Origin of the sequence: Methylobacterium tarhaniae, from assembly GCF_001043955.1 — a bacterium.
In the GTDB taxonomy this organism is placed as follows: Bacteria; Pseudomonadota; Alphaproteobacteria; order Rhizobiales; family Beijerinckiaceae; genus Methylobacterium; species Methylobacterium tarhaniae.
This window is the reverse complement of the sequence record NZ_LABZ01000044.1, coordinates 16,467-41,123: the sequence shown is the minus strand read 5'-3', so window position 1 is coordinate 41,123 and position 24,657 is coordinate 16,467. Positions and strand designations below refer to the sequence as shown.

General features: G+C 68.9%; 21 protein-coding genes. 3 read left to right on the top strand and 18 right to left on the bottom strand.

Annotated features, from left to right (window positions below; all coding sequences use genetic code 11):
* Positions 1-305: 305 nt before the first annotated feature.
* From VQ03_RS07820 to VQ03_RS07805, 4 genes are all read right to left on the bottom strand, one after another.
* Entirely contained in the window at positions 306-3,230 is a 2,925-nt protein-coding gene (locus tag VQ03_RS07820) for a polysaccharide deacetylase family protein (protein WP_053078446.1), read from the bottom strand.
* 198 nt (positions 3,231-3,428) lie between these two features.
* The gene (locus tag VQ03_RS07815) at positions 3,429-4,391 is read right to left on the bottom strand and encodes an NAD-dependent epimerase/dehydratase family protein (RefSeq protein WP_048450309.1); all 963 of its coding nucleotides are present in this window, start codon (positions 4,389-4,391) and stop codon (positions 3,429-3,431) included.
* Between the two features lie 4 nt (positions 4,392-4,395).
* Positions 4,396-5,223, bottom strand: coding sequence for a sugar phosphate nucleotidyltransferase (locus VQ03_RS07810; protein WP_245291999.1), 828 nt, complete (start codon positions 5,221-5,223; stop codon positions 4,396-4,398).
* Positions 5,224-5,786: 563 nt separating this feature from the next.
* A complete protein-coding gene (locus VQ03_RS07805; RefSeq protein WP_083467840.1) occupies positions 5,787-6,476 on the bottom strand; it encodes a LuxR C-terminal-related transcriptional regulator in 690 nt (229 codons plus the stop codon).
* Between the two features lie 1,012 nt (positions 6,477-7,488).
* Here VQ03_RS07805 and VQ03_RS30910 point away from each other — a divergent pair.
* Together VQ03_RS30910 and VQ03_RS07795 are read left to right on the top strand one after the other, a co-directional pair.
* Entirely contained in the window at positions 7,489-8,508 is a 1,020-nt protein-coding gene (locus VQ03_RS30910) for a tetratricopeptide repeat protein (RefSeq protein ID WP_053078444.1), read from the top strand.
* A 26-nt stretch (positions 8,509-8,534) separates the two neighbouring features.
* Positions 8,535-9,680, top strand: a complete 1,146-nt coding sequence (locus tag VQ03_RS07795) for a TAXI family TRAP transporter solute-binding subunit (protein ID WP_157064007.1) — start codon at positions 8,535-8,537, stop codon at positions 9,678-9,680.
* A 73-nt stretch (positions 9,681-9,753) separates the two neighbouring features.
* Here the strand turns inward: VQ03_RS07795 and VQ03_RS07790 are convergent, their stop codons facing one another.
* The 9 genes from VQ03_RS07790 to VQ03_RS07750 all read right to left on the bottom strand — a co-directional run bounded on the left by VQ03_RS07790 (position 9,754) and on the right by VQ03_RS07750 (position 18,297).
* Positions 9,754-10,101, bottom strand: coding sequence for a RidA family protein (locus tag VQ03_RS07790; protein WP_048450307.1), 348 nt, complete (start codon positions 10,099-10,101; stop codon positions 9,754-9,756).
* A gap of 17 nt (positions 10,102-10,118) precedes the next feature.
* Complete coding sequence (locus VQ03_RS07785; protein ID WP_048450306.1) at positions 10,119-11,231, bottom strand: NAD(P)/FAD-dependent oxidoreductase; 1,113 nt, start codon at positions 11,229-11,231, stop codon at positions 10,119-10,121.
* Positions 11,228-12,661 (bottom strand): FAD/NAD(P)-dependent oxidoreductase, encoded by a 1,434-nt coding sequence (locus VQ03_RS07780; RefSeq protein ID WP_048450305.1) that lies wholly within the window; start codon positions 12,659-12,661, stop codon positions 11,228-11,230. Before VQ03_RS07780 ends, VQ03_RS07785 begins: the two co-directional genes overlap by 4 nt.
* Positions 12,658-12,954: a (2Fe-2S)-binding protein gene (locus tag VQ03_RS07775; RefSeq protein ID WP_048450304.1), complete on the bottom strand. Its 297-nt coding sequence runs from the start codon at positions 12,952-12,954 to the stop codon at positions 12,658-12,660. The genes VQ03_RS07780 and VQ03_RS07775 overlap by 4 nt, the downstream gene beginning before the upstream one ends.
* Before the next feature lie 252 nt (positions 12,955-13,206).
* Positions 13,207-14,346, bottom strand: coding sequence for an NAD(P)/FAD-dependent oxidoreductase (locus tag VQ03_RS07770; protein WP_048450303.1), 1,140 nt, complete (start codon positions 14,344-14,346; stop codon positions 13,207-13,209).
* A gap of 36 nt (positions 14,347-14,382) precedes the next feature.
* A complete protein-coding gene (locus tag VQ03_RS07765) occupies positions 14,383-15,183 on the bottom strand; it encodes an ABC transporter permease (protein WP_048450302.1) in 801 nt (266 codons plus the stop codon).
* Positions 15,180-16,046 carry an ABC transporter permease gene (locus VQ03_RS07760; protein ID WP_245292000.1) on the bottom strand — a complete coding sequence of 289 codons (867 nt, stop codon included), beginning with the start codon at positions 16,044-16,046 and terminating at the stop codon, positions 15,180-15,182. Before VQ03_RS07760 ends, VQ03_RS07765 begins: the two co-directional genes overlap by 4 nt.
* Before the next feature lie 44 nt (positions 16,047-16,090).
* Positions 16,091-17,152 carry an ABC transporter ATP-binding protein gene (locus tag VQ03_RS07755; protein WP_048450301.1) on the bottom strand — a complete coding sequence of 354 codons (1,062 nt, stop codon included), beginning with the start codon at positions 17,150-17,152 and terminating at the stop codon, positions 16,091-16,093.
* 107 nt (positions 17,153-17,259) lie between these two features.
* Positions 17,260-18,297, bottom strand: a complete 1,038-nt coding sequence (locus VQ03_RS07750) for an ABC transporter substrate-binding protein (RefSeq protein WP_048450315.1) — start codon at positions 18,295-18,297, stop codon at positions 17,260-17,262.
* A gap of 164 nt (positions 18,298-18,461) precedes the next feature.
* Here VQ03_RS07750 and VQ03_RS07745 point away from each other — a divergent pair, with 164 nt between their 5' ends.
* On the top strand, positions 18,462-19,367 hold the full coding sequence (locus tag VQ03_RS07745) for a LysR substrate-binding domain-containing protein (protein ID WP_048450300.1): 906 nt from the start codon (positions 18,462-18,464) through the stop codon (positions 19,365-19,367).
* A 155-nt stretch (positions 19,368-19,522) separates the two neighbouring features.
* Here VQ03_RS07745 and VQ03_RS07740 read toward each other — a convergent pair whose 3' ends face one another.
* From VQ03_RS07740 to VQ03_RS07720, 5 genes are all read right to left on the bottom strand, one after another.
* The gene (locus VQ03_RS07740; protein ID WP_048450299.1) at positions 19,523-20,851 is read right to left on the bottom strand and encodes an NAD(P)/FAD-dependent oxidoreductase; all 1,329 of its coding nucleotides are present in this window, start codon (positions 20,849-20,851) and stop codon (positions 19,523-19,525) included.
* Positions 20,844-21,608: an amino acid ABC transporter ATP-binding protein gene (locus VQ03_RS07735; RefSeq protein WP_048450298.1), complete on the bottom strand. Its 765-nt coding sequence runs from the start codon at positions 21,606-21,608 to the stop codon at positions 20,844-20,846. The genes VQ03_RS07740 and VQ03_RS07735 overlap by 8 nt, the downstream gene beginning before the upstream one ends.
* Positions 21,605-23,104 carry an argininosuccinate lyase gene (gene argH / locus VQ03_RS07730; RefSeq protein WP_048450297.1) on the bottom strand — a complete coding sequence of 500 codons (1,500 nt, stop codon included), beginning with the start codon at positions 23,102-23,104 and terminating at the stop codon, positions 21,605-21,607. The genes VQ03_RS07735 and argH overlap by 4 nt, the downstream gene beginning before the upstream one ends.
* A gap of 63 nt (positions 23,105-23,167) precedes the next feature.
* A complete protein-coding gene (locus VQ03_RS07725) occupies positions 23,168-23,887 on the bottom strand; it encodes an amino acid ABC transporter permease (RefSeq protein WP_048450296.1) in 720 nt (239 codons plus the stop codon).
* A gap of 12 nt (positions 23,888-23,899) precedes the next feature.
* Positions 23,900-24,562, bottom strand: a complete 663-nt coding sequence (locus VQ03_RS07720; protein ID WP_048450295.1) for an amino acid ABC transporter permease — start codon at positions 24,560-24,562, stop codon at positions 23,900-23,902.
* Positions 24,563-24,657: the final 95 nt, after the last annotated feature.

The window sequence follows — 24,657 nt, the reverse complement described above, 5'->3', positions numbered from 1 at the left end:
CGCCGGCGCTCGAGGCGCCCGGCCTCGAGGGTGGCGATGCCGGCCGAGTCGTAGCCGCGGTATTCGAGCCGGCGCAGGGCGTCGACCACCTGCGTCGACACCGTCTCGCGCCCCACGATTCCAACGATCCCGCACATGCCGCCGTGCTCCTGTTGCGGATGGGTGATGACCTCGAGGACCAGTCAGGCGCATCGGGCCGGTCCCCCGGCGCCTCGCGGGGGTCGTTGCCGCCGACCGGGTCCGGGAGGGGGCGGCCGAGGAAGCCGCCCCCGGGCTGCGCCGTCCGGCGCGGGGCCCGATCGGTGTTAGACGATCGTGAAGTCGCTCGCCGTCAGCGTCGGCTTGGTGTCGAGGGTCGCGAAGAGAACCGGGTTGCTGGCGGCCTGCGATCCGTCGGCATCGTAGTAGAGCGTGCCCAACGTCTTGTTGTAGAGGATGCGTGTGGTGGAATCCTCGACGGCATTGCTGGGAGTCGCCGGGTTCGTCGAGTTGATGGTCTTCAAGGCGGTGTTCGCGAGCGTCCCCTTCGGGATGGCGAACACGCTGCTCGACAGCTGGATCGTGTCGTTGTTGCCCGAGACCGACGGGCTGAAATCCGTGATGCGGTCGGCGTTCCCGGACACGAGGGCGGCGCTGAAGGCGAAGGTGTCGTTCCCCGCCCCGCCCGTCAGCGTGTCGGCGCCCGCCGCTCCGTCGATGAAGTCGTCGCCGCCGAGGCCGCTGATCGTGTTGCCGGCGGTCGTTCCGAAGATCAGGTCGCGCGCCGAGGTCATCGCCGGCGCCGATACCTCGTTGACCGAGATCGTGTGCTGACCCAGTCCCGACACGGTGAGGTCGAGCAGGTTGCCGGACAGGCTGGCGCTGTCGGCGCCGGTGACCTGGACGAACTGGTTCTGCGGGGACTTCAAGGTGACCTGGAACTTGCCCTCGCCGACGGCCGTGAAGCTGAGATTGGTGCCGTCGCCGGTCACCGAGACGAGATCGGACCGGTCGGCGAGCTTCGAGAGATGCGTCACGTCGTCGGGCGTGCCGCCGAGCGCGATGGTGAAGTTGCCGCCGTCCCGGTCGACGAAGACGCTGTCCTTGTCGTAGGCATACCATCCGGCGACGTTCTTGATGGTCTGGCCGGCGCCGAGATCGAGAGAGAACTTGCCGAGATCGCCCGTCGCCGCCGTGGTGACGGAAGCCGCCAGCACGTTGGTGGAGGCGTTCCAGGTATAGTTCACGTCGGACTTCTCGAGCGTCGCGACCCGCTGCGCCAGGTCGGCCAGCGTCACGAACTCGGATCCGGCCTGGTACGCCCGCTGGATGTAGCTCGTGAACATCTGCTGGGTGTAGTTCGACGCCACGCCCGGATCGAGCGGCCAGTTGGTCGGGCCGTAATCATGCCAGGGCCAGACGACCACCGGCAGGTCCGAGTGGCTGACGAGGTCGTTCCATTCCGAGGCCCATTTGGCGTCGGCCTGGGCCGGCGTGAGCTTCTGGTAGCCGATGAGGGTGAAGTCGAAGGAGGTGTTGGGGGCGATGTAGACCTTGGAATCCGCCGCCGCCGGGCTGAGATACCCGATCGCACCCGGATAGCCCGCGCCGATCATCGACGCGCCGCCGGTCATGTAGGGATAGTACTGGGCGATGTTGCGCGACGTCGCGATGGTCTCGCCCGCCCCGGGGACGGCGACACCGATATTCGTCAGCCCGAGCTGCTGCTCGATCACCTGCCGCGATTGCTGGAACTCGAACTGGTACTGGCTCGCATTCAGGAGGTTCGTGTCTTCAGGGTGCGTGTAGGAATGCGACCCGATCTCGTTGCCCATCGCGAGCAGCTGGTTGTAATACTTTTTCGAATAGGCCCAGTCCGTGTATTCCCCGTTGGCCTGGTTGTTGCCGATATCGATGTAGTAGGAACCGACGAAGTTGTAGTCCTTCTTCCACTGCGACAGGATCGGCATGAGCGCGTCGTAGATGCCGCGCCCGGAGGCCGGCTTCACGTCGTCGATCTGCATGGCCTGGTCCATGTCGACCCGGGCGGCCACGATCGCCTTGCCGCGGCTCATGTGCAGGCTGACCTCGGGCCCGCCGGCCGGCGTCGTCACCCAGTCGATGGCGTGCTGCAACATGTTGTTGTCGCCCATCATGCCTTCGGTGGCGAAATGGACGTTGTTGCCGCCGGTCTTCGTCGCCAGCACGGCCGCCTTCGACTGTCCGTTCACCACCTGGTTGGCGAGCGTGGTGCCGAGGCCGTCGGCACTCGTGAAGAAGGAGGTCGAGATGCCGGAATAATTGCGGATGACCTCGTTGGGCGTGTAGCCGGCCATCATCGGGTTGGTGCTCGACCCGGCCGTCACCTGGACGTTGCCGCTGGCGTTCCCGACGAGCTGGACGTCCAGCAGGGCCTTCATGCGCGCGTAGGAATCGCCCGGCAGGGCGGCTCCGGTCGCGTCGTTGGTCATGAAGTTGCCGGCCGTGACGATCCCGACATTGTAGTTCTTGGTCAGCGTGGTGAGGGTATCGGTGATCGCCCCGACCTTGTCCGCCGGAACGTTCTGGAAGGAGGGGAAGACCAGGGCATCGTAGTTGACCAGCTTGGACAGGTTGGTGAGGTCGGCCTCGGAGAGCAGGTCGTAGGCGACGCCGGCCTGGGCGGCCTGGTTCTGGGCCATCATGAACAGCTGCGAATACGCCGTCGGGCTGAAGTACTTGGCCGCGCTCGTCTCCGAATAGACGATACCGATCTTGTGCCCCGTGTAGGTTCGGGCCGGCAACGAGGCCTTTTCGGCGACAGAGTACGGCCCGGCACTGTAGTCGCCCGGCAGGTAGACGCTGTTGTCGACGTCGGCGAGGACGTTCAGGGCGGTGGTGTTGCCGATCTGCGCCACCGGAACGGTCACTTCGACGGCGGTTCGATCGGCATTGTAGGCATAGGTGAGCGGGGTCGGGCTGACCAGGTTCTGGCCGTCGGCGCCCGTATAGAGATACGGGACCCCATTCGTGAAATTGATGTTGTAGTCGTAGCCCGGGAACAAGCCCCAGATGTTGTAGCCGCTCGCCGTCGACTTGTCGGTGTTGAGCCAGATCGTCGAGCTGGTCGTGAGGGCGGTCGGCGCCTTGATCGCGAAGGAGAGAGAGCCGCCCGAGAGTTCGCCGTAGAGCTGATAGCCCGCCGGCGCGCCCGTGGTCGTCAGGAGGTCGGCGGTGGTCCAGTCGGACAGATTGCCATCGATCGTGCGCATAGCGGAGGACTTCCTGTCAGGATTGCTCGGCCAGCCGACCTCACGAACGGCTCACGCCGCGAGCCGCGCTGCAGCGGCCGGTGAGGCCGCCTGGTCATCGTTCGATGGCTGGGTATATGCAGGTTCCATCTCGCGAGAGGGTAATCATTCTCGCATGTAAACGCTTAATTTGCATATAACACTGACGAGTTACAGCATCTACGCCCTGTTTTCTTGCAGATCTGCTTGGACAGTCCTTCCTGCCACCGGAGCGTCCGCGCCCCGGCCCGGCTGCGCCCGGGACAGGACCTGAACCGCCGCCTCCCGGAGGCCGCCTCGCATCGGCTCGTCCGTCCAGGCGCGCAGCCGGGTCGTGTCGCCGACGATGATTCTCGGCTCGTGCGGCCGGTAGCGGGCGGGGTCGGCCGAGACCGCGACGGCCTTGCCGGACGCGGCGATCATCTCCTGGAGCAGATCGCCGAGGCGGGTCGGGACGCCCGTGCAGACGTTGCAGAGGCCGGCGGCATCGGCGTGCCGCGCCAGGGAGCCGAGAGCGACCGCGACGTCGTCGACGCGCATGAAGTCGCGCCGCACATCGACATTGCCGGTGAGCAACTCCCCGCCTTCCGGGGGCATCAGCGCGATCTGGGCCGCGAAATCGGCGAGGGCCAGGTGAGGCGGCATGCCGGCACCGATCGGGTTGAAGATGCGGGCCACGAGGACGCGTGACGACGTCTCGTCGCCGAAGGTGAGCGCGGCCTGAGTCTGCGCGAGCTTGCTGCGCCCATAGGCGGCGTAGGGCGAGCAGGCGGCATCTTCCCGCACGGGGATCCCGTCGAGCGCCGCCGCCCCGTACTCGGCCGCACTCCCGGCGATGATCAGCGTCGGGCGCAGGTCCGTCAGGCGAAGCGCTTCGAAGAGCGCTTCGGTGAGGCCGAGATTGATGGACAGGAGGTGCGCCTCGTCGCCCTGCATGGCGCCGGCGAGATGATAGACGGTGTCCGGTCTCGCACTCGCGAGTGCCCGGCGCCACCGTTCCACGGGCGGGACCGCCGTCTCCCGCGCGCCCTCGGCATCGGTCCGCAGGCCGACCGTCTCGACCTGCTCGCCGCTCGCGCGGAGATGGTGCGCGAGCGCCCGGCCGACGAAGCCGCCGGCCCCGCTGATGAGGCTGCCGGCCATCGGCTCACGAGGCCAGGAACTGGTTGCGCTCGCTGACGAACATCTGCTGCGCCAGAGCGAAATCGTCGGGCCGCCCGATATCGAGCCAGACGCAATCCTCGTGGTAGCAGTTGATGTCGCCGCCGGCCTCTTTGACATTCATGATCAGGCTCGGCATGTCGAGATACTCGCCGCTCGTCAGGTGGCTCCGCACGGCTTCCCGGCGCAGCGCGTAGACGCCCATGCTGACGAAGTGGCTGCTCGTCGGCTTCTCGCGATAGGCCGTGAGGCGGCTGCGCTGATCGATCTCGATGAGCCCGAAATCGATCTTCACCTCTCTTTTATAGACGCCGATGGAAATATCGGCGTTCGAGCGATAATGATTTTTCATCATCCGATTGAGGCTGAGGGTCGTGAGCAGGTCGCCATTCGTCACGAAGAAATCATCATCCAGATCATCGAAGATGTCACCGAGCGCGCCCGCCGTTCCGAGCGGCTTGCTCTCCAGCCTGTAGCGGATGTTGAGACCGATGCGCTCGCCATTGCCGAAGAAGGCCTCGAGCAGGTGGCTCAGATGGTTTACGGCCAGGATGACATCGGTGATCCCGGCATTCTTCATCTGCCGCAGCAACAATTCCAGGACGGGCATGTCGTTGAGCGGCATCAGCGGCTTGGGGAACAGGGCGGAATAGGGATGCAGCCGGGTCCCCTTGCCGCCGGCCATGATCACGGCCTGCGTGATGCGGGGCTCGGTCGAGGGGCAAGGGAGGCTGCTCGACATCAGCGCTTCGCCGTAATCGGCGGAGAGGAGATCGTCGCCTGCTCCATTCCGAAGATCTGCGTAGTCATCCAACCTCTGTGACATCTCGTTCTCCATTCTCGATGTCAGCGCTGCCCAGTACTTGCGGCGTCATTTTGCCGAATTATGCATCGATTTTTATCAGATAAATCGCCAATTTAGCAAGTAGATCGATATGGGTAGGAATTTATATCTCCGCGCCTTCGCATCGACACGTCGATGCGAAGGCGTCCGGCGCATCGGCGCCGGCGCCCGTTCGGGCTTGCCTTGCGCCTTCGAACGGATCTGTTCGAAGGCGCGGCGGTATTATACGGTGCCTGCCGGCGGTCATCCGGTCGAATTATCGCACGACAATCGTGTCTTCGGCCGCGGTTTTCGTCTCGCCGGCAATCTGGCTGCGGATCGCGCGGCCGAGAGCCAGCGCAGGCGGGGCCGCCCCGCGACAGGGCGACCCTGGTCCGGCGATGAGATCGCCTCGCATCCTTCGCGATCGTCCGGCTTACTGCGGCGGGGCCGAGTCCCCGACGCCGGCTCCCCGTGCGGCTCATCCTCCAGCGGGCTCGGGCGGGCTTGCCGCAAGCCGCCCGCCCCCCGTTCGAACCTGCCTGCGACGCCGCTCAGGCCACCATCATGGAGTAATCCTTGGCCCAAAGCGCCGCCTGGGTGCGGTTGTTGAAGTTCAACTTCCTCAGGATATGCCGGACGTGGACCTTCACGGTCGCCTCGGTGATGTTGTGCTTCCGGGCGATCACCTTGTTCGAGTTCCCCTCGGCGAGGGAGGAGAGAATTTCCTTCTCGCGAAGGGAGAGGCTGCACGCCACCGTGTCGCGAAAGGTGCGCTTCTCGGGAATGGCATGACCGAGCAGGATCGGGAGGTCGTTCCTCTGTTGGGCGGCGAGCGGCTCGCGGCCGACCTGCCGCGTGTCGAGAAGCGCCGCATCATGAACGATGACGCCGGTCATCACGGCCTGGACTGCAATGAGAAACTTCTTGGGGCTGCTCGCGCGGTCGAGGAGGGCCGCCGCGCCCGCCAGCACTTCGGTCGGCAGGCAGGCATCCATCCCGCCGCTCAGGAGGACGACCAGCTTGGTTCTGCTCGGCATCCTGCCGGGACGGGTCGCCTCCGCGAGGCTCGCGCCCCCCTGATCCGAGCAGACGATCAGAAGGTCACAATCGATGATGTCGGGCAAAGCGGGGAGGCTCGCGCTGACTTTGTACTCGGCCGATTGGAGGAGCAAAGCCAATCCTTCCCTGAGTAGCTCATCGCTACCAACGACAATGACATCGGGACAAGTGAGCGTGGTCATTGAAATCCCCTTCAGAAGTCAAGGCTGCGCCAATTGACGCAATGCGGGAGCGATGACGGCCCCTACGCGTTCCTCGATCCGCGCGCGATTCGCGGTTTTGAGCTTCTGGTTGCGCCGTGCCCGGCGCGGCCTCATTCATGTCTTATTGGTTACCGGCAAAGTTGGCACACGCAAGCGCAAGCACGCCGTCGTGCTCTCCCCGACGCATGTCAGGCAAATTCCGCGTTGTCATGAAAATTCCGCCAGGGACGGCCTGCCACCGGTCACGCACGACCACATGGAGTGCCACCGCGACCGCGGCCCCCTGCCTATCGCAGGCAGCGGATCGGCTTCGCCGCTTGGCCGGTGCGTGACCTGGCCGCCAACTCCCGCAGATCGCCGCACCGACCCACATTCGCTCGGCGAGATCGCCCGGCAAGGTGGCCCGGGCCGCCGGGATACATCTTCCGACGAGTATGGAATTTCACGGCGAGAATGTCGTCTCCGACTTCCGTATCATCGGCCCCGGCACCGGCCCTGCTGGAGGGGCCGGCCGCGCGCCCGGATCGCGACAACCGGCGGCGCGATGATCCGAACCGCCAGGTGAGAGGCGCCAGGCGGCCTCCGGCCATGGCGGGGAGGACGTCCGGCAAGCCGGAGAAAGCCGGCCGAGTTGCGTCTGGCTCCCGCCATCTCACGCATGCTTCAGTGAAGACTGAAGCCGTCTGCCACGATGGGTGTATCGGTCACCACAAACGCGTACCTGTGCCATTTGTTAGTGTGGCGGCTCAAAACTGAAATATCTTGACTCATTGCGCGTGGCGTTATCTTTGATCGTTGCGAAAAGGATATATTTGCAAAGCAATCCAATGCACCGATAGCTCGCTGCGACGGGGCATGACGGCAAAATCGATCTCGAGCGACGTTCAAGCGGCGACACGCCAATTTCCGCGATGTCGTCATGTACCAATCGAGACTGCCAAAGCGAAACTGCCAACGCGAAACCGCCAAGCAGAAGCCAGGAGGACGCACAATGTGGCATGCCTCACGCATCGACGGCTACCGCCCTGCCAAACGCGTGGCCGCTCTCCTTCTGGCGAGCGGGATGGTCCCGGGCGGGCTTGCGGCGGCCGAGGGCGTCGGACACCCTGTCACGGTGCATGACCGTCCCGTCGTGTCGGCGCGCAACGTCGTGGGAGAGGCCGGCGCGCCGATCCGCTTGGACATCGAGGTCGTGCCACCCTCCAACCGGCAGGTCGCGAGCACGTACCTGCTCGGTCTGCCGCTCGGCGCGCACGTGACCGACACCACCAACATTGCGGCGGCGGCCGAGGAGGAATCCGTCATCGAGGTGACGCGCTGGAACCTGCCGGAACTCGCCATCACCCTGCAACCGGGGCAGGTCGGCACCTTTGCCATGCGGGTCGCCGCCATGTCCGACTCGGTGGAGGGTGGCACGCAGCAGGTCGTGAGCTCCGGTTTCACCGTCAGCGCCCAGCCGCCCCATCCGACTCCGCTCAGACCCGCGCTCCACGCCGAGATGCCGCGCACCGTCGTCGCGGTCATCCCCAGGGGCACGGGCACCCAGCCGCCTGCTTCCGCGCCGGATGCGGCCGCGCCGCCGAAGGAGAAGCCCGTCGAGGCCAAGCGGCCCGAGACCAAGAGCCCCGAGGTCAAGAGCCCCGAGGTCAAGCGTCCCGACCCGGCTCCTCAGCCCCCTCCCGCCCCACCGGCACCGGCGCTGCGGCCGTCCCTCTCGGCCGCGACGCCCGTCGCGACGCCGGAGCCGGGCGCGCAGGCCCTCGTCGGACGCGCCGAGCAGCTGATCCGCCGCGGGGACATCAGCGGCGCACGGCTCACGCTGGAGCGGGCGCTGAGCCGGAACGAGCCGCGCGCCGCGTTTCTGCTGGCGCAGACCTACGACCCGAACGTGCTGCGCACGTGGAAGGTGCGGGGCCTGCAACCCGACGCCGAACGCGCGCAAGCCCTCTATGCCCGCGCGGGGCGCGACACCCTCGCCGAGCCGACGAACCTCGCCGCCTCCCCCCGCTGACGCCTCAACGATGACGGAGCATGCCGATGACGCCGGCCCGGTCCACGCTGTCCGCCCTGTTCGCCGCCGCGGCCCTGCTGACGGCCCCCTTCTGCCTCGCCCGTGAGGCCGGCGCCCAATCCCCGGCACCGCGCGAGCCGACGACGGAGGCGATGCTCGGCGAGATGATGAACGCCAACACGGTGTCGGTGATCACGGGAACGGCCGGCGGCACCTATTTCCGCATCGGCGCCGATCTCGCCTTCGTCCTCAACGACGGCGACAAGATCCGGGTCCTGCCGATCCTCGGCAAGGGCGCCGGCGAGAACGCCTACGATCTGCGCTTTCTGAAAGGCATCGATCTCGCCTTCCTGCGCACGGACACCATCGAGCAGCTTCGCCAGGACAAGCGCCTGAGGAACATCGAACATCATATCCAGTACGTCGCGAAGCTCTTCGACGACGAACTTCACGTGATCGCGCCCAGGGAGATCGACGACATCCGCGGGCTCGCCGGCAAGCGCGTCACCTTCGACGTGAAGGGCAGCGGTACCGACTATAGCGGCCGCGCGATGTTCCGCGGCCTCGGCATCGAGGTGAAGGCGGTCAACGTCGATCAGCCCACGGCCTTCGAGATGCTGCGGAAGGGCGAGGTCGAGGCCGTGGTGTCGGTGGCCGCCAAACCCGTCGCGGTCGTCGCGGGCTTCGATCCGGGCGATCGCTTCCACCTCGTCAAAGTCCCGTATCCGGAGACGATCAGCGAGGCCTACGTACCCGCGACGCTGACGAGGGCGGATTATCCGAAGCTCGTCGACGGGTCCGGACCCGTCGAAACGCTCGCGGTCGGCACCATCCTGGGCGTGTACAACCACCCGAAGGGCTCGGAGCGCTACCGCAAGCTCGAGCGCTTCGTGGACGTCTTCTTCGGCCAGTTCGACAAGTTCCTGGCCCCGCAGCGACACGCGAAATGGCGGGAGGTCAATCTCGCGGCCACGGTTCCCAGCTGGACCCGCTTCCGGCCTGCCCAGGACTGGCTCGACGCTCATCGGGAGGAAGCCTCCCCCCGGGCCGAGATCGAGCGCTTCCTGAGCGAGCAGCCGCTGGGCCTCGGCGCCGACAAGGAGCAGGTCTACCAAGCCTACCTGACCTGGCGCCGCGCCAAGGACACGGCGCAAGGGCCCGCGCGCCGCTGATGGCGGCGTCGCGCCGGACGGGACCACCGCGATCGCCTCGCCGTGGTCCCGGGACGAACAGGCGCCGGCCGGCTCACCCCTTGGCCGCCGTCACCACGACCTCGATGAGCGCGCCGCCGCCGAGATCCGCGACGCCGACGGTCGCGCGGGCCGGCAGGTCGTCCCCGAAGAAGCGGGTCCAGGCGGCGTCCATCTCCTTCTTGTGCGACAGGTCGGTCACGAAGATCGTCGCCGAGACGATGCGCGAGGCGTCCGTCCCGGCTTCCTTGAGGTAGCCGGCGATTTTGCCGAGGATGTTCTCGGTCTGGGCACCCATCGGCACCGAGGTGTCGTCCGCGATGGTGCCGCCGATGAAGACGAGACCGTTGACCTCGACGGCGCGGTGCATGATCGGGGTGCGGATCGAGCGGGTGATGGTCATGGTGGTCTCTCCTTGGGTCAGGACCGGAAGCGCTCGATGCCGAGCGCGCCGATCCGGGTCTGGGTGCCGCCCTCGACGATGAGCTCGGCCATGACGGCGCCCGCCGCCGGCCCGAGCTGGAAGCCGTGCAGCGAGAAGCCGAACTGGTGGTAGAGGCCCGGATGCCGGGCGCTCGGCCCGAGGACCGGCAGGTCGTCCCGCATCTTGGCCTCGATGCCCGCCCAGGCGCGCAGGATCTGGGCCTCGCGCATCACCGGAAACAACTCGAACACCGTGCGGGCGCTCTCGGCGAGGCGCCGCCAGTCGAGCACGGTCGTGCCCCGGTCCTGGTCCGGCACCGCGAGATGGCCGCCACCGATCAGCACCGTGCCATTGCCGAACTGCTTGAACGACAGCTTGCGGCCGCGCAGGATCACCACCGGATCGATGAAGTGCGGCACCCGCGAGGTGATCATCAGCATCGGCGCCACGGTCTCGACCGGGACCGGCTCGCCCAGGCTGGCGGCGATGCGCCCGGCCCAGGCGCCGGCGGCGTTGACGAGGACCGGCGCCGCGTAGGTGTCGGCGCCGACATCGACCCGCCACAGCCCGTCCTCCCGGCGTATGTTGGTCGCCGGCTCGCCCTCGCGCATGGTGGCCCCGAGCTGTTCCGCCTTGCGCCGGAACGCCGCCACCGTGCGGGCGGGCTGCGCCGCGCCGTCGCGACGCGAGACGACGCCGCCCGGACAGGTCTCGGCCACCGCCGGCACCAGCCGGCGCAGCTCCGCCCCGTCGATCAGCTCCTCGTGGGTGAAACCGTGGCCGTGGAGGTCCGCGACCCGCTCGGCACAGGCCGAGAGCTCGCCGTCATCCTCGGCGACCAGCACCTGGCCGTGGCTCTCGAAACCGCAATCGTCGTCGACGAGGTCGCCGATGCGCTCCCAGAGATCCATCGAGCGGATCGAGAGCGGGATCTCGGCGACGTGGCGGGCGAGCTGGCGCACCCCGCCGGCATTGACGCCCGAGGCGTGCCGGCCGGCATAGTCCTTCTCGATCAGGACGGGCTTGAGCCCGGCCCGGCAGAGATGGAGCGCGGTGGAGCAGCCATGGATCCCGCCCCCGACCACGATGGCGTCCGCGAGCACGGTCATCCGCGCACCACCGCCTCGGTCTCGGCCTTGGTCTTGGGCAGGGCGGCGAGTTCGCCGAGCGCGATCGGTTTCACCGGCGCGCGCAGGCGGTAATAGCCGATCTGCTGCGGCGTCTTTCCTCGCGCCTCGGCCATCAGCTCGGTGACGGTGAGCCCGCAGAGCCGGCCCTGGCACGGGCCCATACCGGTCCGGCGATAGGCCTTGAGCTGGTTCGGCCCCGTCGCCCCGATGGCGACGGCCTCGCGGATGTCGCGGGCGGTGACTTCCTCGCAGCGGCAGACGATGGTGTCGTCGGCGGGGATGCGGAACTGCCGGGCCGGCCGGAACAGCAGGTCGAGGAACGGCCGGCCACGCTCGGCGCGCGCGAGTTCGGCCCGCACGCCCGCCGCCGGTTCGAGCGTCGCGAGCGCCGCCGGCGCCAGGGCCTCGACCGCCGCCAGGGCGGCGAGGCGCCCGCGAAGGGCGGCAGCCTCGGCCCCGCCGATCCCGGCCCCGTCGCCCGCCACCGCGATCCCCTCGACCGAGGTCGCGCCATCCTTGCCCAGCACCGGCAGCCAGGCGAGCTGCACGTCGTCCCAGGCATGCTCGACGCCCGCCGCCATCGCCAGGTTGACGTTCGGCACCACGCCCTGATGCAGGAGCAGCAGCGAGGCCGGCAGGGTCTCCTCCCGCGCGCCCACCTTGTAGGTGACGCTCGACAGCCGCCCCTCCCCGCTCGCGGCAAGACCGGTGACGCCGGAGACCACGCCCACCTTGGCGCGCACCTCGCGCATCAGGGCGAGGCCCTTTCGGAAATACGGCGAGGTCGCGAAGGCCAGCGCGTGCGGCAGGGCACTCACGACGTTCCGGCGCTCGGTCGTGTCGAGGATCCGGTCGATCCGTCCGCCGAGGCGCAGGATCTGCGCCGAGAGCAGCCAGAGCAGAGGCCCCTGCCCGGCGATCACCGTCGGCTCGTCGGGCACCAGGCCGGAGGCCTTGAGCAGCGTCTGGGCCGCGCCCGCCGTCATGACGCCCGGAAGCGTCCAGCCGGGAATCGGGAACGGGCGTTCCAGCGCCCCGGTCGCCAGGATCACCCGCCGCGCCGTCACGAAGGCCGAGCCGCCGCCGACCGAAACGCCGATCTCGAGGGCCTTGTCGAGGCTCCAGACCGTGGCGCGGTGGATCACCTCGGCGCGGCTCTCCCGCAGGGCCCGTACCAGGTCCTCGCCGCTCCAGAAGTCGTGGCCGAGCTGCGTCCGGTCGGCGAGCGGCGTCGAGGTGATGGCGCGCCAGACCTGGCCGCCGGGGCCGGCATTCTCGTCGAGGAGCAGGACCGAGAGGCCGGCCTTGGCGGCGGTGGCGGCGGCGGCGAGGCCCGCCGGGCCGGCGCCGATCACCACGACGTCGTAGGCGTCGCGCCGCGGGGCGTTGGTGGACGGTCCCTGGCTCATCGGCCGATCTCCCGCTTGCCCTTCTGGATCTCGATTCGCATCCCGTCGGCCACCGGCACGAGGCAGCCCTGGCGGTTGCCGACCCCATCGATGGTGACGAGGCAGTCGAAGCACACCCCCATCATGCAGTAGGGCAGCCGCGGCGCCCCGCTGACGGCGGTGAGCCGGCGCACGTCGCGGCCGGACGCCAGCAGCGCGGCCGACACGGTGTCGCCCGCCCGCGCCTCGACGGCTGTGCCCTCGACGAGGATGCGGACGATGGGTCTGGTGTCGTGGTCGGATCGCTTGAACATGGGCGTCTCCGGGCCTTCCGGCCCTTGTCTCAGTGTCGGAGCCTGTCCGATGAGTTCTTGGTTCTTCCCACCCCCAACCTCATCCTGAGGTGACCGGCGATCGAAGATCGCAGCGCTTGCAGCAGCCTCGAAGGCGGGCTCCAGAAAAACACCGAGATCTCTGGAGCCCGCCTTCGAGGTCGGTCCCTCTCCGATGGACTGGCGACTCAGGATGAGGTGGAGGGTGGGATCGATCGAAGGATCCGGCTGTTCTCAATAATACCCGCTGCCGGCCCGGCTCTCGGCCGCCGCGAACCGCTTCGCCGTGAAGGCGCCGACCAGCTCCGGCTCCAGCGCCCCTCCCGCCACCATGCGGGCGATCTCGAAGGCGTGATTGGAGGCGAGCGTGACGCCCGAGTGGCAGCAGGCCACGAAGGCGCCCGGATGGGTCTCGGACTGGTCGTAGATCGGGAACCCGTCCCGCGGCATCACCCGGATGCCGGACCAGGTGCGCACCACGTTGAGCCGGGCGAGATGCGGGAAGGTGCGCTGGGCCCGGTCGGCCATCACGGCGTTGATGCCCTGGCGCATCGCGCGGTCGTCGAGCACGTCCTCCTTGCTGTCGCCGATCATCACCGTGCCCTCGTCGGTCTGGCGCAGGGTCGAGAGCGCGTGGGGCAGGAACGGTTCGGTGCGCTCGGTGACGATGATCTGGCCCCGCGTCGGCCCCATCGGCGCCGAGAGGCCGACCATCGGGGCGAGGGCCTGGTTGGCGTTGCCGGCGGCGAGGACCACCTTGGCCGCGCGCACCTCGCCCGCCGGCGTCGTCAACCGGAACTCGCCCCCCTCCCGGGCGATGCCGGAGACCGGCCGCTCGGGCAGGTAATCGACGCCGAACGCCTTCAACCCGGCATGGAGGGCCCGGTAGGTGCGCAGCGAGTTCACGTGGCCGTCGAGGGGGCAGAAGCTACCGCCGGACACGTCGGGGCCGAGGCCGGGCAGCGCCCGGCCGAGCTCCGCCGCCGGGACCATCTCCATCCGGTAATCGGCGGCGCCGATCTGGTTGTGCATCCGCGCGACGAGGTCGGTGCGGCGGCCGTACTCGTCCTCGCCGAGAGTGATGTGGAAGCCGCCATTCTGCTGCAACGAGACGTCGAGCCCGGTCTGCTCGCGCAAGGCGGCGGCGAGCTGCGCCCAGCTCTTGGCGGCGCGCACGGTCCAGCCGGTATAGGCCGGCATGCCGAGGCCCTTGCTCTGCACCCAGACCAGGGCGAAGTTCGCCCGCGAGGCGCGCTTGGTGATGTCGCCCTCGTCGAGGACGGCCACCCGCTGCCCGAGCCGGCCGAGGCCCCAGGCGATGGCCGAGCCGAGCAGGCCGCCGCCGACGACGGCGACGTCGTAGTCCTTGGACATGTGATCTCCTGTACGCGGCCCGCTCAGTGGCGACCCTCAGTCGGTTCCCTTGCCCGCGAGCACGCGGTCGAGGCCGTAGAGGCGGTCGAGGACGACGAGGAACGCCATGGTGACGGCGATCACGCAGGCCGAGACCGAGGTCACCAGGGGATCGATGTTGTCCTGGATGTAGAGGAACATGCGCACCGGCAGCGTCTCGGTGCCGGGCGCGGCGAGGAAGACCGTCATGGTCAGGTCGTCGAAGGACTGGATGAAGGCGAGCGCCCAGCCGCTCACCACGCCCGGCAGGATCAGCGGCAGGGTCACCCGGCGAAACAGCGTGAACCCGCCGGCCCCGAGCGAGACCGCCGCCCGCTCCAACGCCGGATCGAGGCCGGCCGCCGCCGCCAGCGTCAGCCGGAAGGCGAAGGGAAACACCACGACGATGTGGGCGGCGAGCAGCGCCAGGAAGGTGCCGCCGAGGCTCAGCGCGGTGAAGAAGCGCAGGAAGGCGACGCCCAGCACCACGTGCGGGATCATCAGGGGCGACAGGAACAGGGCCTGCAGCGCGCCGCGGCCCGGCACCTTGTAGCGCGTCAGCGCCAAGGCCGCCGGCACCGCGAAGAGCAGGGCGACGAGCGAGGACAGGGCGCCGAGCCCGAGGCTGACCCAGAAGGCGTGGACGAATTCGGGGTAATCCGCGATCGCCCTGAACCAGCGCAGCGAGAACCCGTTCGTCGGCAGAGAGAGGAAGCCCTCCGGCGTGAAGGCGACGAGGCAGACGACGACGATCGGCGCCAGCATGAAGGTCACGAACAGGCCGTGGAAGGCGAGCGCGAGGGGGCCGTTGCGGCTCATCGAAACACCTCCGCGTAGCGCCGCTCGACCAGCGCGTTGGCGCCGACGACGATCAGGATCAGGCCGACCAGCAGCAGCACCGCCACCGCGGCGCCGAGCGGCCAGTTCAGCGTGTTGAGGAACTCGTCGTAGGCGAGCGTCGCCGCGACCTTGAGCCGGCGCCCGCCGATGATCGCCGGGGTCGCGAAGGCGCTCGCCGAGAGCGAGAACACGATGATCGCGCCCGACAGCACGCCCGGCATGACCTGCGGCAGGACGATGCGGCGGATGATGGTGAGCGGGCCGGCGCCGAGCGACATCGCGGCGTGCTCGACCTGCGGGTCGAGGCGCTGGAGCGCCGCCCAGACCGACAGCACCATGAACGGCATCATCACGTGGACGAGGGCGATGACGACGCCCGTCTCGGTGAACAGGAACGGCAGGGGCGAGGCGATCAGCCCGAGCGACATGAGCAGCTTGTTGGCGAGCCCGTTCGCGCCGCCGAACAGCAGCGCCCAGCCGAGCGTGCGCGCCACCACCGAGATCAGGAGCGGCCCGAGGATCAGGAGCAGGAACAGACCGCGCCAGCGCCCGCTCATCCGGTTGAGGATGTAGGCCTCGGGGGTGCCCAGCAGCGCCGTGACCAATGTCGTGATCAGCGCGATACGGAGCGTCCGCCCGAACATCTCGGCATAGTACGGATCGGTCGCGATCTCCTGCCAGTTCTTGAGGGTCAGGACCGGCTCGATGCCCTTGTACTGGCCCCAATCGTGGAACGAGAGCAGCACCGTCATCGCCAGCGGCACCAGCACGATGCCGACGAAGAGCATCACGGCCGGAAGGATCAGCCAGAGCGGCGCGCGGCTGGCGCGGGGCTCCGGCACCGCCGCCGGAGCGGCGGCGGGCAAGGCGGTCGTGGCGGCGGCGCTCACGCGGCGGCTCCGGCGCTCAGGCTCATGTCCTCGGGCCTCCAGGCGAGCCGCACCGTCTCGCCTTCGCCGGGCTGGCCCGCGCCGTCGTTGGGGCGCACCACGATCGCGGGACCGCACTCGGTCTCGCACTGGAACAGCCAGTGGTTGCCCTGGAAGATGCGGGCGGCGACCCGGGCCGGCAGGCCGGTCTCGGCGAAGCCGATCCGCTCGGGGCGCACGCTGATCGTCACCGGGCCGCGCAGGCCCACGGGCGCCGGCGCGCTCCAGCCGCCGGCGACGATCCGGGCGGGAGAGCCGCCCTCGATCCTGGCGGCGAAATCGTTGGTCTTGCCGAGGAACTGCGCGACGAAGGCGGAGGCCGGGCGCTCGTAGGTGTCCTGCGGCGTGCCGATCTGCTCGATGCGGCCCTTGCTCATCACCACGATCCGGTCGGACAGCGACAGGGCCTCGGTCTGGTCGTGGGTGACGAGGATCGTGGTGGTGCCGAGGTTGCGCTGGATCTGGCGCAGCTCGATCTGCATCTCCTCGCGCAGCTTGGCATCGAGGTTCGAGAGCGGCTCGTCGAGGAGCAGCATGCTCGGGCGGATGACGAGGGCGCGGGCGAGCGCCACCCGCTGCTGCTGGCCGCCGGACATCCGGCGCGGATGACGGTCCTCGTAAGCAGCGAGTCCCACCATCGCGAGCGCGGCCCGGACCCGCTCGGTGCGCTCGGCCTTGCCGATGCGCTGCATCTCGAGGCCGAAGGCGACGTTCTCCGCCGCATTCATGTGCGGGAAGAGCGCGTAGCTCTGGAAGACGATGCCGAGGCCGCGCTTCGAGGGGTGGACGCTCGTCAGGTCTCGCCCCTCCAGGCGGATCGTCCCGCGGGAGGGCGCCAGGAAACCGGCGATCATCTGCAGCGTCGTGGTCTTGCCGCAGCCCGAGGGGCCGAGGAACGAGATGAACTCGCCGGGGGCGACCGCGAGGTTGAAATCCTCGACCGCGACGTGGCTGCCGAAGGCCTTGGCGACGCGATCGAGCTCGAGCAGCGGCGCGGCGGAGCGGGAGGGTGTCGTCATGCACAGAGTCCGGGTCAGTCCGGGGAAAGAAGAGGCGCAGCGTCCTCCTCCCCCCGCGGGCGGGGAGAGGGGACAATCCGCGTCCTAATCGGGAATGGCGGAATGGCTCACCGCTCCACCTCCCGATTCCACCTTTTCGTCCACTCCTCGCGCTTCTCGTTCACCACGGTCCAATCCGGGGTGTAGAGGGCGGTGGCACGGGCGCCGACGGGGGCCATCTTGACCATCTCCGGCGGGACCTCGACCGATTTCAGCACCGGGCCGTAGCCGTATTCCTTCAGCATCACGAGCTGCACCTTGGGGTCGAGCAGCGCCTTGATGAAGGCGTTGGCGAGCGGCGAGGCCTTGGGCTTCGCCACCGGGCAGGCGGCGGTGAGGAGCGCGACCGCGCCCTCTTTCGGGTAGACGAAATCGACCGGGAATCCGGTATTGGCGAGCCCCTGCACCCGGCCGGTGCCCCAGACCGCGATCACCGCCTGGCCGGACTGGAACAGCTCGGTCATCTTGCCGGGGGACGGCTCGTAGGCGAGCACGTTGGGGTTGATCTCGGACTTGAAGATCTTGAAGGCGGAATCGACGTTCTTCTCGCTGCCGCCGTTCATCTTCGCCAGCATCACCAGGACGTTGAGCCCGTAGGTGTTGTTGATCGGCGGGATGACGAGGGTCTGGCGGTACTTGGGATCCTTGAGGTCGTTCCAGGAGGTCGGCGGCGCCCAGCCCCGCTCCGAAAAGACCTTGGTGTTGTACATCAGCCCGGTGGCGACGAGGCCGGTCGCCACCGCCTTGTCGTCCTTGAAGCGGGCGAGGTCGTAGAGGTCGCCCGTCGGCACGCCCTCGATCCTGTCGCAGAATCCGAGCTGGATCGCCTGATACATCGGGCCGTCATCGACGATGGCGACGTCGATCTGCTGATTGCCCTTCTGCGCCTGGAGCTTGGCGAGCGTGTCGGTGGAGTTGCCGGCGACGTACTCGACCTTGACGTCGTTCGCCTTCTCGAAGGCCGGGATCACCTCGGTGCGGATCGTCTTCTCGAACGAGCCGCCGTAGCCGGCGACGTAGAGCGTCTTCTGCTGTGCCGCGGCGGGCGCGAGGGAGGTCGCCAGGGCCGTCAGGCCGAGAGCGGTCAGGAGGCCGAGCTGCTTCACCAAGGACCTGTCTCCTCTCGCGGACGCGATGCGGCGCTGCACAAGAATGTGCCATGGCGCGCCGATGGGCAAAAAGGTGCCGGGCCGGCCTGGAATCGTCCAATGCGAAATGGCGCGCACTTCATGCCGAAATGTTATGATCGGCCTCGGCGAGGGAGGCAGAATTGGCACGGATCAACCTGCGGCAAGTCGAGGCCTTCCGCGCCACGATGCTGACCGGCAGCGTCACCGAGGCCGCGGCCCTGATGGGGGTGACGCAGCCGGCGGTGAGCCGCTTGCTGCGCGACCTCCAGGCGCTCCTCAACATGCCGCTGTTCGAGAAACGCGGCACCGGCTTGGTGCCGAACGCCGCCGCGGTCGCGCTCTATACCGAGGTCGAGCGCTCCTTCGTCGGGCTGGAGCGGATCGGGGCCGCGGCCGAGGAGATCCGCTCGCGGCGCACCGGGTTCCTGCGGGTCGCGGCCCTGCCGGCGCTGGCCAACGGCTACCTGCCGCGGCTGGCCGGCCATTTCCTCAAGGAGCGGCCGAACCTGAACCTGTCGCTGTTCGGGGTGATCTCGCCGCTGGTGGTCGACTGGGTGACGAACAACCAGTGCGACGTCGGCTTCGCCGAGGTCCCGATCGCCCATGAGGGCGTGCCGAGCCGGCGCCTGCCGGCGGTGGCCCGGGTCGCGGTGCTGCCGGAGGGCCATCGGCTGAGCGAGAAAGCCGAGCTCGGGCCGCGCGATTTCGAGGGCGAGACCTTCGTGTCGCTCACCGCCGGCTCGACCGGGCGCCACCTCGTCGACCAGGCCTTCCACCGCGACGGCGTGCGCCGGATCCTGCGCATCGAGACGGCCCTGTCGGAGATCATCTGCGGGCTGGTCTCGTCGGGAATCGGGGTGTCGATCTCCGATCCCTTCACGGCACGGGAATTCGAGGGCCGCGGGGTGGTGGTGCGGCCCTTCGTGCCGCGCATCGAGTTCGAGTTCGCGGCGGTGTTCCCGCCCCAGCGCAGCCCCTCCCCCGTCGCCCTCGACCTCGTCGAGGCGGTGCGGCAGTCGATGACGCGCGCGCCGTATGCGGGGTGAGGGAAGAATTCCGGCAAAAAGAAGTGGCACCTCTCCCCTCTCCAGGCGATGCCGGGCTTACCCGGTATCGCTGCAAGGTGTGGGAGAGGGGATCCCGCGCTCGATCTTTGAAGGAATTTCTCTGGACAACCTGCGGCGTGATCAAGCCTCACCGGTCACGACGACCGCGCCAGCCGATGCTCCACCGCATCCCGGAGGTGATACCACCCGCTCACGACCGGCAGGAACCACGGCCTGCCGTCGTAGAACGGCACCGGGACGGGGGCGAAGCTCGGAGAATCGAAGGCGCTCGGGCGGTTCTGGCGGCCGAGCAGCTTCAACGCCGCCTGATGGCCGAGATAGGTCATCAGCGCCACGCCGTTGCCGTTGCAGCCGACCGCGAAGTCGGCGCCGTCCCGGCGGCCGAGATGGGCGAGCTTGTCGGCGGTCATGCCGACCTTGCCGCTCCAGCAATGCGTCACCCGCACATCCGCGAGTTGCGGCCAGACCGCCCGCATCAAGGCGTGCAGCCGCGGGGCGGCCTCGCGCTCAGGGATGGTGAACATGCCCGGCCGGCTGCCGAACAGGAGGCGGGTGCCGTCCGGCGAGGGTCGGGCATAGATCAGCTCGCGGCGCGAATCGGTGATCATCCGCCGGCCGGGGTTGATCTCGTCCATCAGCGCCCGCGGCAACGGCTCGGTGGCGATCTGGTAGCTGCGCACCGGCACCACGCGCTTTCGCAAGTAAGGGCTCGCCCGGTCGCTGTAGCCGTTGGTGCCGTAGAGGACGTGCCGGGCCCGGATCCGGCCGCGCCCGGTCTCGACGGCGAAGAGGCCGTCCGCCAGGGGCTCGACCGCGAGCACCGGGGCATGCGAGCGCAAGGTCGCGCCGTGGCGGCGGGCCAGCCCGCGCAAAGCCCGATGGTACTTGCCCGGATGCAGGCCGCCGTAATCGTCGATGACGATGCCGCCGTGGTAGAAATCGGTCCGGGTCACCTCGTGCTGGCGGCTCTTCGGAATCTCGTGGACGGTGACGCCGGTATGGCGCGCCAGCAATTCGCCGTTGCGGCGCAGGCGGTCGTAGTGGCGCGGCACGTAGGCCGCGAAGTAGCGGCCGACGACACCGAGATCGGCGTCGAGGGCCTCCTCGCGGATCAGCGTCTTCAGGTGCTCGTAGGAGGATAGCGAATCCTCGAGCAGCCGCGCCATGCGGGCGGCGTCGACGCCCTTGATCGCGCCGCCGATCACCAGCTTCTGCCCGCTCGACACCATGCCGCCGGAGCGGGTCGAGGCCCCGGCCCCCAGTTCCTCCGCATCGACCACCGTGACGGAGACGCCGTTGCGGGCGAGTTCCGCCGCCGCCGAGAGGCCGCAATAGCCCGAGCCGACGACGAGGATTTCGGTCTCCTCGGGCAGCGGGTCGCGGGCGGTCTCGGGAGCGGCGGCGTCCCACCAATAGGGATCGGTGGTGAAATCCTCGGCGAGGATGTGGGCCGGATCAGGCATGGAGGGCCTCCGATGTGGGGCGGAGCAGGGAGAGGAAGGCCTGCGTGCGGGCGTGAAGGGGCGCGCCGAAGAGGGCATCCGGCGGTCCCTCCTCGACGATGGCGCCCTCGGCCATGAAGACGACGCGGTCGGCGACCTCGCGGGCAAAGCCCATCTCGTGGGTCACGACGACCATGGTGGTGCCGTCGCGGGCGAGCCCGCGCATCACGTCGAGCACGTCGACGATCGTCTCGGGGTCGAGGGCGGAGGTCGGCTCGTCGAACAGGATCGCCTTCGGCCGCATGGCGAGCGCCCGCACGATCGCGACCCGCTGCTGCTGCCCGCCCGAGAGCGCGCCCGGAAAATCCTCGGCCTTGTGGGCGAGGCCGACCCGGGCCAGCAGCGCGCGGGCCTGCGCCTCGGCTTCCGCCCGCGACAGGCCGAGGCGGCGCATCGGCGCCAGGGTCATGTTGCGCAAAACCGTGAGGTGCGGGAACAGGGCGTAGTCCTGGAAGACCATGCCGATCTCGGTCCGCAGGCGCTGCCAGGCGCCCTCGTCGCCGAGATCGACCGACCGGCCGGCGACGCTGAGGCTGCCCGCATCCGGCCGCACCAATCCGTTGATGCAGCGGATGAGGGTGCTCTTGCCCGACCCGCTCGGGCCGATCAGCACCACGACGCTGCCGGCCTCGACATCGAGGTCGATGCCGTGCAGGGCCTGGAAGGCACCGAAGCGCTTCTCCAGCCCGCGCAGGGAGATGAGCGGCTCGGCACTCATGCGGCAAGCTCCCGCACATCGCGCTTGAGTGCGTCGCGCGCCGCCTGGAGCTGCGTGCGCCGGGCGACCAGGGCGGCGCGGCGTGCCTCCAGCCGCCCTTGCGCCGCCTCGACCGCGCGGGCGACCGAGTCCGGCGCCGGGCCGCCCGGCAAGGTGCGGGCGGCGACGCTCGCCGCCGGATCGAGGCTCACCCGCACAGCCTCGCCGGAGAGCCCGAGGGGACGGCCGATCTGGGCCTCGGCCGCCTCGTCGACCATCGCAGGCGTGATGCCGTCGGCGCTCAAGCCCGCATCCATCGCCGCCCGCACCACCGCGCCGACGACGTGGTGGGCCTCGCGGAAGGACAGGCCGGCCTCGCGCACCATCAGGTCGGCGAGGTCGGTGGCGGAGGCGAAATCCTCCGTGACGCGCCGGCGCATCAGGGTGGCGTTCGGCCGGGCCGTCGCGATGACGAGGTCGAACAAGGCGAGGCAGCGCAGGGCCTCCTCGCCGGCCTCCCACACCCCGCGCATCGTCTCGCGGTTGCCGTCGATCGTGTTGGTGAAGTGCGTGCCCTTCACGGCGCTCGCCGCGGCCACGTAGAGGCCGAGCATCTGGCCGGCCTTGCCCTTCAGGTGCTCCAGCACCACCGGGTTCTTCTTCTGCGGCATGATGCTGGAGGTGCCGGTGACGCGGTCGGGGAACTCGATGGTCTGGAACTCGTGCGAGACCAGCACGTGGTAATCCTGCGCCACCCGGCTCCAGCCGATCGCCACCTGCGACAGGCCGGCCAGGATCTCGAGGCCGAAATCGCGGGTCGCGACGGCATCGAGCGCGTTCTCCACGAGGCCGTCGAATCCGAGGCTCGCGGCCAGCCCATCCCGGTCGATGCCGAAGGCGGTGCCGGCGAGCGCACCCGCCCCGAGCGGGCTGACATTGGTGCGCGCCCAGGCATCCGACAGGCGGCCGAAATCGCGCGCGAGGGATTGCGCGACACCGGCGAGGTAGAAGCCGTAGGTGATGGGCTGGGCCGGCTGGAGATGGGTGTAGCCGGGCATCACCGCGTCGCGGAAGCGGTAGGCGCCGTCCAGCGCGTGCTCCTCGACCGAGAGCAGGGCCTGGCCGGCATCGAGCAGCAGGTCGCGGGCCCGCATCCGGTCGAGGGCGGAGGTCAGGTCGTTGCGGCTGCGGGCGATGTGCATCCGCCCGCCGGCATCCTGGCCGATCAGCCGGATCAGCTGCGCCTCGTAGTTGAAATACGAATCTTCGCGCTCGGGATCGAGCGGCACGGCGCCCGGGCCCTCCTCCTCCATCCGGAGCAGGCCCGCCGCAAGCGCCCGGGCCGCCGCCGGGGCGATGAGACCGCAGCGCGCCAGCATCAGGACGTGGGCCTGGTTGAGGTCGGTCATCGCGGCGAACACGGCCTGGAAGTCGCGTGCCAGGCGCGGGGCGTAGATGTGCTCGCACACTTCCTTCGCGACCGGCTCGGTGAGCCGGCGGCTGACCTTCGATTCCATGGCTGAGACCTTTTTTGTTAGATCTTCGGGCCGCGGCCGGCCTCGCGCCGGTCGCATCAGGGTTCAGGGAAGCTGCGGGGCGGGCGCGGGCGCAGCGGAGGCCGAGGCGGGGACGGGCCGACCTTGAGTCCGGCCGAGGCGCCGCTCCAGCCAGCGGCCGAACCACGACAGGCCGGAGCAGATCACGAAGTAGGTGACGAGCACGGCGCCGTAGACGAGGAAGGCCGGGTTCCAGCCCTCCATCATCGTGGTCCGCTCGACGATGATCTGCCCGACCTTGAAGAACTCGCCGACCCCGACGAGGGCGCCGAGCGAGGTCGCCTGGATCAAGAGCGTGAGCAGCCCGACGAAGGGCGGCAGGATGGCGCGCAGCGCCTGCGGTCCGGTGACGAAGCCGTAGACCTCCCAGGTCTTGAGGCCCAAAGCCGCCGCGCTCTGCCACTGGTGGCGCGGCACGGCGTTGAGGCCGCCGCGCACGATCTCGGCGCCGTTGGCGCTGCCCCAGAGCGACAGGCCCACCGTCACCGCCCAGAACGGCGTCAGGTCGAGCCCGGCGAGCGGTGCGACGAAGAACACCAGGAAGATGTTCACGATCAGCGGGATATCGCGAAAGAGCTCGACCCAGACCCGCACCAGGATCCGCAAGGCCCGGAAGCGCAAGGTTGCCAGGATGCCGAGAAGGCCCGACAGGATCGTGACGAAGAGAAGCGTGGTGAGCGAGAGCGCCAGCGTCAGCCCAAGGCCCTGGAGGATGAAGGGCAGGTTCTTGGCGAGGAGATCCATGAGCCGCCCCCTTCAGTGCCGGAACGGCGCGTTGAGCCGGAACTCGAGCCGGCTCGCCAGGAAGGACAGGACGAGGACCAGCGCGAGGTAGATCACGCAGATCGCCGCGAACATCTCCAGGGTGCGGAAATCCATCGAGATCCGGTCGATCGCCACGTAGGTGAGTTCGGCGAGCCCGATCGCCTGGAGGTAGGACGAGTTCTTCAGGAGCGAGATCGCGGTGTTGAGCATGGCCGGCAGCGCCACCCGGATCGCCAGCGGCGCGGCGACGAGGTGGAAGAAGCGCCACGGCGTGAGCCCGAGGGCATACGATGCCTCGCGCAGGCCCTTGCCCACGGTCGCGAGGCCGCCGCGCAGGTTCTCGATCTGGTAGGCCCCCGCCCACAGGGTCAGGCAGAGCACGCCCGACCAGAACAGCGACAGCTTCAGCCCGATGCCGGGCAGCCCGTAGAAGATGAAGAACAGCTGCGCCAGCATCGGCGTGTTGCGGATGAACTCGACATAGGCCGCCACGACCCGGTCGAGAACCGGCACCTCGAGCACCCGCACGGCGGCCCCGAGGAGGCCGACGAGCACGGAGAGCACGATCGAGATCAGGCTGACCTGGACCGTGAGCCACAGGCCGCGCATCAGGGCGGGCCCCTGCGCCATCAGGTAGGCGAGATCGAAATCCATGCCGGCCCCTTTTCGTGGTCGGGATTTGCGGAGTCACAGGTCGCCTCTGACGGCCAACCCCTTGCACAATCAGACTCGTTCCCCTCCCCCTGGTG

Bases quoted from the DNA above. Each gene is read 5' to 3' on its own strand.
- VQ03_RS07820 (WP_053078446.1), bottom strand. From the start codon at position 3,230: ATGCGCACGATCGATGGCAATCTGTCCGACTGGACCACCGCCGACCTC.
- argH (WP_048450297.1), bottom strand. From the start codon at position 23,104: ATGGAATCGAAGGTCAGCCGCCGGCTCACCGAGCCGGTCGCGAAGGAA.
- VQ03_RS07735 (WP_048450298.1), bottom strand. From the start codon at position 21,608: ATGAGTGCCGAGCCGCTCATCTCCCTGCGCGGGCTGGAGAAGCGCTTC.
- VQ03_RS07740 (WP_048450299.1), bottom strand. From the start codon at position 20,851: ATGCCTGATCCGGCCCACATCCTCGCCGAGGATTTCACCACCGATCCC.
- VQ03_RS07795 (WP_157064007.1), top strand. From the start codon at position 8,535: ATGACGCCGGCCCGGTCCACGCTGTCCGCCCTGTTCGCCGCCGCGGCC.
- VQ03_RS07815 (WP_048450309.1), bottom strand. From the start codon at position 4,391: ATGGCCGGCAGCCTCATCAGCGGGGCCGGCGGCTTCGTCGGCCGGGCG.
- VQ03_RS30910 (WP_053078444.1), top strand. From the start codon at position 7,489: ATGTGGCATGCCTCACGCATCGACGGCTACCGCCCTGCCAAACGCGTG.
- VQ03_RS07775 (WP_048450304.1), bottom strand. From the start codon at position 12,954: ATGTTCAAGCGATCCGACCACGACACCAGACCCATCGTCCGCATCCTC.
- VQ03_RS07805 (WP_083467840.1), bottom strand. From the start codon at position 6,476: ATGACCACGCTCACTTGTCCCGATGTCATTGTCGTTGGTAGCGATGAG.
- VQ03_RS07780 (WP_048450305.1), bottom strand. From the start codon at position 12,661: ATGAGCCAGGGACCGTCCACCAACGCCCCGCGGCGCGACGCCTACGAC.
- VQ03_RS07765 (WP_048450302.1), bottom strand. From the start codon at position 15,183: ATGAGCCGCAACGGCCCCCTCGCGCTCGCCTTCCACGGCCTGTTCGTG.
- VQ03_RS07785 (WP_048450306.1), bottom strand. From the start codon at position 11,231: ATGACCGTGCTCGCGGACGCCATCGTGGTCGGGGGCGGGATCCATGGC.
- VQ03_RS07755 (WP_048450301.1), bottom strand. From the start codon at position 17,152: ATGACGACACCCTCCCGCTCCGCCGCGCCGCTGCTCGAGCTCGATCGC.
- VQ03_RS07720 (WP_048450295.1), bottom strand. From the start codon at position 24,562: ATGGATTTCGATCTCGCCTACCTGATGGCGCAGGGGCCCGCCCTGATG.
- VQ03_RS07770 (WP_048450303.1), bottom strand. From the start codon at position 14,346: ATGTCCAAGGACTACGACGTCGCCGTCGTCGGCGGCGGCCTGCTCGGC.
- VQ03_RS07725 (WP_048450296.1), bottom strand. From the start codon at position 23,887: ATGGATCTCCTCGCCAAGAACCTGCCCTTCATCCTCCAGGGCCTTGGG.
- VQ03_RS07790 (WP_048450307.1), bottom strand. From the start codon at position 10,101: ATGACCATCACCCGCTCGATCCGCACCCCGATCATGCACCGCGCCGTC.